The sequence below is a fragment of the Thioclava sp. genome, from assembly GCF_048263065.1.
In the GTDB taxonomy this organism is placed as follows: Bacteria; Pseudomonadota; Alphaproteobacteria; order Rhodobacterales; family Rhodobacteraceae; genus Thioclava.
On record NZ_JBLXEM010000065.1, the window covers coordinates 1 to 7,694 of the forward strand.

The window sequence follows — 7,694 nt, forward strand, 5'->3', positions numbered from 1 at the left end:
AGCCGCGCGGCTGATGAAAAGCTTCCTCCCCTGCCATCCGCCCCATCACACCACGGTGCGTGACCGGTTGGGAAGAGTAGCCACTGCGCTCGAGAAAAATCGAAGGGCATCAGGCGATCCCGTTGAAGCACCGCCCAAAGGTGGTTTGACGGTTTTTCTGGACGGTGCGCATATCCGCTGTCGACCGGAGTATCAGCAGCGACACCTGGATCTTGTGGTCGGTAAGATTGAAAGTCGCAATATGTGCCGACGATTTGGCTTGGTCGCCAATGCGACTGCATCGCCAGGCAGCCGGATGCGAGAAGAGCTGTCAGACTTTGGATGGAAGCCGGGCCGTCTGTTGACGGTAATCTCTGATGGCGAGCTTGCCCTCCCGAACCTCATGCGGAATGCCATGGGTGGCGACGGCCAGGTGAAGCATATCCTCGACTGGTGGCACATCTCGATGCGCATTCGACATGTCGAGGCCGCCGTTCAGGGTCTGGTCCAGATACCGGGATTCACTGGAATTCCGGTGCTGTTCCAGCGCCCCGCGAAAAGCCTCCGCTGGTGGCTGTGGCATGGCAGAGCACGGGTCGCGGAAACTTATCTGAAAGGGCTCATGTATGATTGCACCCGCCATGCGGAAGAGCCCCTGGCTGTCCGCACCGCTGCCGCTCGTGTGCAGGCCCGCTGCGAGACACTGTACACCTATCTCGCGAACAACATGGAATCCCTTGTTGACTATGGCCGACGGTACCGTAACGGGCAGCCCATCTCGTCATCTCGTGCCGAAGGGTCAGTCGATGACATTGCCAATGCCTGAATGGGAAAGCGCAGAAGGATGCGGTGGTCGCCCAAAGGGGCTCACCGAGTAGCCGTCACAAGGGCCGCAGTTCTCGCTGGTCGGCTGACCGTCGCAAACAGAAAACGCGCCGCATGACCACCATGTTCTGTCCACTCCCTCGAATGCCGTCGCCTTGGATTATAGAAGCGGTCGATGTAGTCGAACACGTCGGCGCGTGCCGCGTCACGGGTGCGGTAGACCTTGCGGGCTGCCCGTTCGATCTTCAGCGACGAGAAGAAGGCCGCGCATTGACGTCAATGTGCCGACCTGAACCAATCTATTAGCACTGTCAGGCCTCTGGATTTCAAGTCGGGTGCAACTTTTCCTGTTGAATATCCGAACCCACCCCGGACGTCCGATAGAGGCCATTATGTTCTCCGAGATTGGGCGGTCGGATCGCGGCAGAAAGCGCCATGCGCCGAAAACGGATTGGGCAGGCGACCAGGGGCAGGTTATCGTCGCCGCCGGTCAGCAGTCCGCGCGCCTCTATCTGCGGGTCCGAAAACACCGCTGCAATGTCGTTGATCGCCGCGGCCGGAACGCCATGTGTGTCGAGAATGGCCAACCAGGTTCTGGTGGTTCCGTTTCTCAGCACCGGTGCAAGCGCATCCTCCAGCGCCTTCTGATTGCCCACCCGCAGCGCGTTGGTGGCAAAGCGCGGATCTGTGGCAAGGTCCGGCGCCCCGAGCCCGTCACAAAGTCTCTGAAACTGGCTGTCATTGCCCACGGCCACCACCATCGCCCCGTCGGCCGTCTGGAAATCCTGATAGGGCGCGATGTTGGGGTGTACATTTCCGGATCTGCCCGGGGCTGTGCCGCTGACAAGGTAGTTCTGCGCCTGGTTCGCCAGCGTGGCGATCTGCACATCCAGAAGGCTGAGATCGATGTAGTCGCCGCGCCCGCTGCGCGCCCGCTCGTGCACGGCGGCGAGGATGGCAGAGGTTGCATACAGTCCCGTCATGATATCCGCGAGAGCGACACCGGCCTTCATCGGGCGCCCTTCGCTTTCGCCGGTGACGCTCATCAGCCCGCCCATGGCCTGCACCAGCAGGTCGTATCCCGGACGGTGGCGATGCGGGCCGGTCTGACCGAACCCGGTGATGGAACAATAGATCAGCCCGGAGTTTTCGGCCGACAGCGTGTCATAATCCAGCCCCATCCGGTTGGTCCCGCCGACGCGGAAATTCTCGATCAGTATGTCGCTTTGCCTGGCCAGATCCCGGGCAAGGTCGCGGCCACGGCTGGTGCTCAGATCCGCTTCTACCGATTTCTTGCCGCGATTGGCGGAGAGGAAATAGGCGCTTTCACCCCGGCTGCCGTCCGGCAGCGCGGCAAAGGGCGGACCCCAGCTGCGGGTGTCGTCCCCGGTCCCCGGGCGTTCGAGCTTGATCACCTCGGCGCCCAGATCTGCCATAAGCTGGGTCGCCCATGGCCCGGCCAGAACCCGTGTAAGATCGAGCACCCTCAGACCGGCCAGCGGCGTTGCGTCGCTCACGCGAAGGCTGCGATGCCGGTGATCGCCCTCCCGAGGATCAGGGCATGAATGTCGTGCGTGCCTTCGTAGGTGTTCACGGTTTCAAGGTTCGCGGCAATCCGCATGACATCATAGTCTTCCGAGATGCCGTTGCCGCCGTGCATGTCGCGGGCGACCCGCGCGATGTCCAGCGCTTTGCCGCAGTTGTTTCGCTTGATCAGGGATATCACCTCTGAGGGCAGCCGACCGTCGTCCATAAGCCGCCCCGCGCGCAGCACGGTTTGCAGCCCGAGCACGATTTCGGTCTGCATGTCGGCCAGCTTTTTCTGCACCAGTTGCGTCGCCGCCAGTGGCCGCCCGAACTGCCGCCGGTCCAGGGTATAGGTCCGGGCCTTGTCAAAGCAGGTCTCGGCGGCCCCCATCACCCCCCAGGCGATACCGTACCGCGCCCGGTTGAGACAGCCAAACGGACCTTTGATGCCCGATACGCCGGGCAGCAAGGCGTCTTCGCCAACCTCGACATCCGCCATCACGATCTGCCCGGTGGTCGAGGCGCGCAGCGACAGCTTGCCGTCGATCTTTGGTGCGGAGAGCCCCTTCATGCCCTTTTCCAGAACAAAGCCGCGTATCGCATCATCATGCGCCGCTGTCGCGTAGCCCTTAATTGGGCTCTGCCTCACTTTGTGTGGCGCAACTATCCTGAAACTGGAAAATTCAGGAGGGATAGTTGTGAGTTCGAAGAAGCACTGGTCGCCCGGGGGCGAAGTTTCGGTTCAAAGCGTAGAGCGAAATGATTCCGGCGGGTGGATTGTATTGGGCAGTCTGACACCAAACGGCATTTGCCCAGACTGTGGATTGCATTCACGCCGACGTCACGGCTGGCGGCGCCGGCGGCTGCAGGATTATCCCGCCCATGGAGATGGTGTTACGGTTGATCTCGCGGTTTGCCGTTGGCGATGTCAGGCACCCGCTTGCCCACGTCGGACGTTCTCGGACCAGATCGCCTCGATTGCGCGTCCTTATGCGCGGCGCACGTCGCGTGTCGGGGAGGTTGTCAGTCATCTTGGGCATGCGACCGGTGGCCGGCCTGCCGAGCGGCTCTTGCACCGTTTGGGCCTTCGGGTCAGCGATGACACGGTGCTCAGGCAGCTGAAGAAGTGTGTTCAAGGCACCGCCGAGGCGCCGACGGTCATCGGGATCGACGACTGGAGCTGGCGGAAGTCGCAAACCTACGGCACGATCATTGTGGATCTGGAGCGTCGCGCGGTGATCGACATTCTCGAGGATCGAGACGTCGTCAGCTGCACCAACTGGCTGAAGCGTCACCCCGAGGTGGAAGTGATCAGCAGAGATCGGTGCGGTCTCTACGCCCAGGCTGCACGGCAAGGAGCACCGCAAGCGAAGCAGGTCGCTGACCGGTTCCATATCGTGCAGAACCTGCGGCAGGCCATCGAGGAACAGATGAACCTTCACGGTCGTGCGACCGGCAGGGCGCTGCTGTCCGACGCCGACAACATCACCGCAGCCGGCAGCCTTCTGAAGTCCCGCCTGGCGCACAGGACGTCTCGAGAAGAGATTTTCACCACCATTCATGCGCTCCGAAATCAGGGGCTTTCCTGCAGCGAGATCGGGCGGCGAACAGGGTTCCCGCGTCGCAGCATCGCGAAATGGCTGCAGTTCGAGACACCACCGGACCGCAGGCGGGCCGCTTTGAAACCGACTTCGCCGTGGTGCTTTGAAGAGTTCCTGCGCCAGAGCTGGAAGGACGGCATTCGAACCGGAAGCGCCCTGTTCCGTATGATCCAAGAGCGTGGTTACGAGGGGAGTCAGTCGCATTTGCAGCGGCTGCTGGCCGGCTGGCGCAGAGCCGAACAGCAGACAAAGGGCCCTACCGTTGAGCACCAGATCCTGGGGCAGGTGCGGGACCCGGAAACGGGGCACGCGATCTCCCCGGTCATCGCGGCCGCGCTCTGCATCAAACCCCGCGGAAAGCTCACCCCGGATCAGGCGCGGAAAGTCGACGCGCTCAAGGCCGGCGCGCCCTCCTTCACAACGATGCGCAGCCTCGCCATGCGGTTCAATAGTATCCTGCGCAGCCGAGTGGCAGACCCGCTCCCTGCATGGATCGACGACGCGATTGAAACCGACCTGGCGCCAATCGTGCGCTTTGCCCGCACCTTGAACCGGGACTTCGATGCGGTCAAAAACGCCATCGAGATGCCCTGGAGCAACGGCCAGGCCGAAGGTCAGATCAATCGCCTGAAAACCCTCAAACGCGCAATGTACGGCCGCGCCGGACCAGAATTGTTGCGGGCAAGAATGCTCCCATTCCGCCACACAGATTGAGGCAGAGCCCTTAATTGTGAGATGAGAAATTCAACGAGATCAACGGCTGTCCTTTGCCCCTACTAAATATGAGATTTTGCTTTTAGTTCCGATATTCTTGCCCTTAATCCAAAGATAGAGTTCACAGACTTGTGCGGCAGATATCGATGGAAAATGATGGCGTCGACTCCGTTGCCGATAGTGATGAAGAGGTGCGCTGGCGATTGACGTCGCAACGCCGATATGGAAATAGCATGCCTGACCGCGATGCGGCAACTCGACGACATCCAGGCATGGTCAGCGCGGGCGGAAACCATGATGGCCCCGCTTTCTGGCAAGACACCACCAGCATTGCGCGCGGTGCTGACCGAATGGCCCGTCGTCTCCGCTCCAATAGCCGAGACCCTGACCGGTGCCAGCCGCGGCGCCGTCCAGCGCAACCTTGCTTGGATGGAAGCACAAGGTCTAATCTGCGAGGTGACCGGAAAGGAGTGTTTCCGCATGTGGCGGGCCATGCCATGAAACACATCTAAAGAAGCACTCGTTTTGGTGTGTAGCATCTGTTGCTGGTTTAACGGAGGCCCAGAATTGTGACAGAACAAAAATATGAGACAGTACATTTCGACGTGCGGCTCAGCAATAGTGGTCAGATGGATTTGCAGTGTTTTCACTTATCTGTGATATCCAGGTGGATCCTCTAGTCCCTCTAGCCTCAAATTCTTCATTTTGAAATCACGAAAGAATAAGTCTCTTGGGCGCACAAACTGAGGCACGAAAATAGCGATCTCCCCGTGGACAGACGGGGTCAGTTTATCGAGCTGGGCGACCGCCCCATGAGGCCGAAACAGCCGATCACCGCTCAGATTTTGATCAATGCTGCCGTCGCGTACATGAATGCGATGCCGCCCAGAAACCCGACCAGTACGACTGGTGACATCAGCGCTGCCTGCCTGTCGGCGTTTTGACGGACAAGGTAGGCGCTGACCTCGACCATGACTTGCAGGATCGCACCCGCTCCGACGGCGAGTGCCAGTGCCGACCATTGCGGCGCATAGGCAAGGCTGCCCGCCCACATTCCGAGGATGGCCGGGCCACCGGCGAGCAGGGTCAGGGCGGCAAACGTCCAAAGGTTCGGCCGGGCACGAAGCATCGGGGCGGCGATGCCGATGCCCTCGGTGACATTGTGTAAGGCAAAGCCTAGGACGAGGAAAGTTCCAAGCCCCGCCGATCCGGCGGCGAATGCGCCGCCGATTGCCAGCCCTTCGCCGAAGTTGTGAAGCCCGATCCCAAGGGCGATGTAGAACGCAAGCGCGATGCCTTCCGGATTGCCGCGCCATCGCCCGATAGCCATCAATAGAAGAAAGCTTGCAAGCGCCGACAGCCAGACCATGGCAGAACCTTGGAATATCGCGGCCGCTTCTGCCGATAGCTCCAGTGCCTCGGATATGGTGTCGATCAGCAGGAAGGCCAGCAACCCGACCGTCAGCGCCAGCAGAAAGTTCATTCCCCTTCGCCCGACGCCCTTCATGGCCGGATAGAACATCAGGCCAAGCGCTACCGGCAAAAGGCCGACGATCGCCCCGATCACCGCCTGGAGCCGAAGTTGCCCCCAGGTGGGACTTGGCGTCGAGACGGCGACCCCGATCTCATGCCCGAAGGTCGCGCCCGTGTTGGTCAGCAGGTTGACGTGATGGGCCTCGCCGAGAACCCACGGATAGGGAATTCGCAACCAGACCGCTTCGCCCCGGGCAATCGGCCCCGCGGGCTCCTGCGTGAAGGTCCAGTAGGCGTCGTCCACTGCTACTTGCGCGACCACCATTGCTTCCGATCCGCCGGCGCGCACCCTGAGCGAAATCCCCGACCCGTCAAGGATCGTCCGTTCGACGGTCAGCGCCTCGACCGGGGGCGCGCCGTTATTGAAGCCGCGAAGGGGATCGAGCGACGCAATCCAGACAAAGGCGCCCAGCATGGCAGCCAGTGGCGCTAGCACCAGAAGCAGGCGGGTCTTCGGCGGGCGGCTGTGTTGGGTCTGATCGGTCATGCTCCGGCCTCCCGCACGTCGAAAAAGCCCATCCAGCCAAGTTCGGTGAACTCGGCCTGGTGGGCATGGAACATGTACAACCCATCCTCGTGGTCAGCGAAACTGAATTCGAGGATGCCGCGCTGCGCTTGGCACTGCATGATCACATCGACCGTGCGCAGGGTCGGCGTGAGTTGCGAACCGGTGTCGTAGTAGTTAAAGAAATTGCCGTGCAGATGGAACGAGTTGATAGGGTCGAACTCGGTCGCATTCATGAGGTAGATACGGACCGGGCGCGACTTGTCGATCCGGATCGGCGCGTTCATGTAAGCTTGGCCGACCGTGTTTACGGCATAGACCTCGTTCTCGCCGTCAAAATTGGTGTCAAAGCCGTTCATCACCATCGCCAGTTCCTGCCATTCGGCGTTTTCCGGGCTGCCCAGCACACGCGACGCGGCAACGGCCGCAAATTCGGGGTGGCGCGCCGGATCTGGATCGACCACGAACAGGCCGTACATGCCCTTGTGCATGTGCCGTTTCAGCGGCAGCGCGTGGCAATGATAGAGATGACAGCCGAAGGGCTTGGCATCAAATTCGTAAACGAACTCCTCGCCCGGATCGATCAGCCCGGCGCCTTGAACGCCGTCCATCCGCGCCGAGTGAATGCCGTGAAAATGCATGGAATGCGGGTGTGACCCGAGGTTGCGAAAGACGATCCTCAACCGTTCGCCCTCCTTCGCTCGCAGGGCGGGGCCTGGCACGCGGCCGTTGAACGTCCAGGCGGGAAAGAAAACGCCGGGAGCGATCTCGATCTCCACGTCGATGGTGTCCACCTCGTACGTTCGCAACGTGCGCCCGTCCGGCAGGACTTCGGTGCGACCGGTCTCCCAGTCGGTCAGCATGGCCGTCGGGTCGAATCCGTTCCGGGCGTGGTCGACCTGGCCGACCATCGTCATGTTGCCATGCGCCATGCCACTGTCATGGGCCGAATACGGATCGACCGCCCCGCCGGGCATAGCATGCCCCGCCATCGGATCGGGCGTTGCCTG

General features: G+C 61.3%; 4 protein-coding genes and 4 pseudogenes. 3 read left to right on the forward strand and 5 right to left on the reverse strand.

The genetic code is table 11. The annotated features are described in order from the left end of the window. Positions 1 to 922, forward strand: a pseudogene (locus ACN0SD_RS20555) (ISKra4 family transposase); the annotation flags it as partial. Here ACN0SD_RS20555 and ACN0SD_RS20560 read toward each other — a convergent pair. From ACN0SD_RS20560 to ACN0SD_RS20570, 3 genes and pseudogenes are all read right to left on the reverse strand, one after another. Continuing rightward, positions 847 to 1,068: pseudogene (locus ACN0SD_RS20560) on the reverse strand (IS3 family transposase); the annotation flags it as partial. The pseudogenes ACN0SD_RS20555 and ACN0SD_RS20560 overlap by 76 nt on opposite strands. A gap of 62 nt (positions 1,069 to 1,130) precedes the next feature. After that, entirely contained in the window at positions 1,131 to 2,321 is a 1,191-nt protein-coding gene (locus ACN0SD_RS20565) for a CaiB/BaiF CoA transferase family protein (RefSeq protein ID WP_417810040.1), read from the reverse strand. Beyond that, positions 2,318 to 2,944 (reverse strand): annotated as a pseudogene (locus ACN0SD_RS20570) (acyl-CoA dehydrogenase family protein); the annotation flags it as partial. The pseudogene ACN0SD_RS20570 and the gene ACN0SD_RS20565, both read right to left, overlap by 4 nt. Before the next feature lie 85 nt (positions 2,945 to 3,029). Between ACN0SD_RS20570 and ACN0SD_RS20575 the strand changes: the two are divergent. Together ACN0SD_RS20575 and ACN0SD_RS20580 are read left to right on the forward strand one after the other, a co-directional pair. Further along, positions 3,030 to 4,646 carry an ISL3 family transposase gene (locus ACN0SD_RS20575; RefSeq protein WP_417810041.1) on the forward strand — a complete coding sequence of 539 codons (1,617 nt, stop codon included), beginning with the start codon at positions 3,030 to 3,032 and terminating at the stop codon, positions 4,644 to 4,646. A 222-nt stretch (positions 4,647 to 4,868) separates the two neighbouring features. Continuing rightward, positions 4,869 to 5,147 (forward strand): annotated as a pseudogene (locus ACN0SD_RS20580) (hypothetical protein); the annotation flags it as partial. A gap of 337 nt (positions 5,148 to 5,484) precedes the next feature. Here ACN0SD_RS20580 and ACN0SD_RS20585 read toward each other — a convergent pair. After that, a complete protein-coding gene (locus tag ACN0SD_RS20585) occupies positions 5,485 to 6,666 on the reverse strand; it encodes a metal transporter (protein WP_037941822.1) in 1,182 nt (393 codons plus the stop codon). After that, positions 6,663 to 7,694 (reverse strand): multicopper oxidase domain-containing protein (locus ACN0SD_RS20590; RefSeq protein ID WP_417810042.1); only part of this gene is annotated, 1,032 nt, incomplete at its 5' end. The genes ACN0SD_RS20590 and ACN0SD_RS20585, both read right to left, overlap by 4 nt.

Coding starts and splice junctions, on each gene's coding strand:
- ACN0SD_RS20585 (WP_037941822.1), bottom strand. CDS start 6,666: ATGACCGATCAGACCCAACACAGCCGCCCGCCGAAGACCCGCCTGCTT.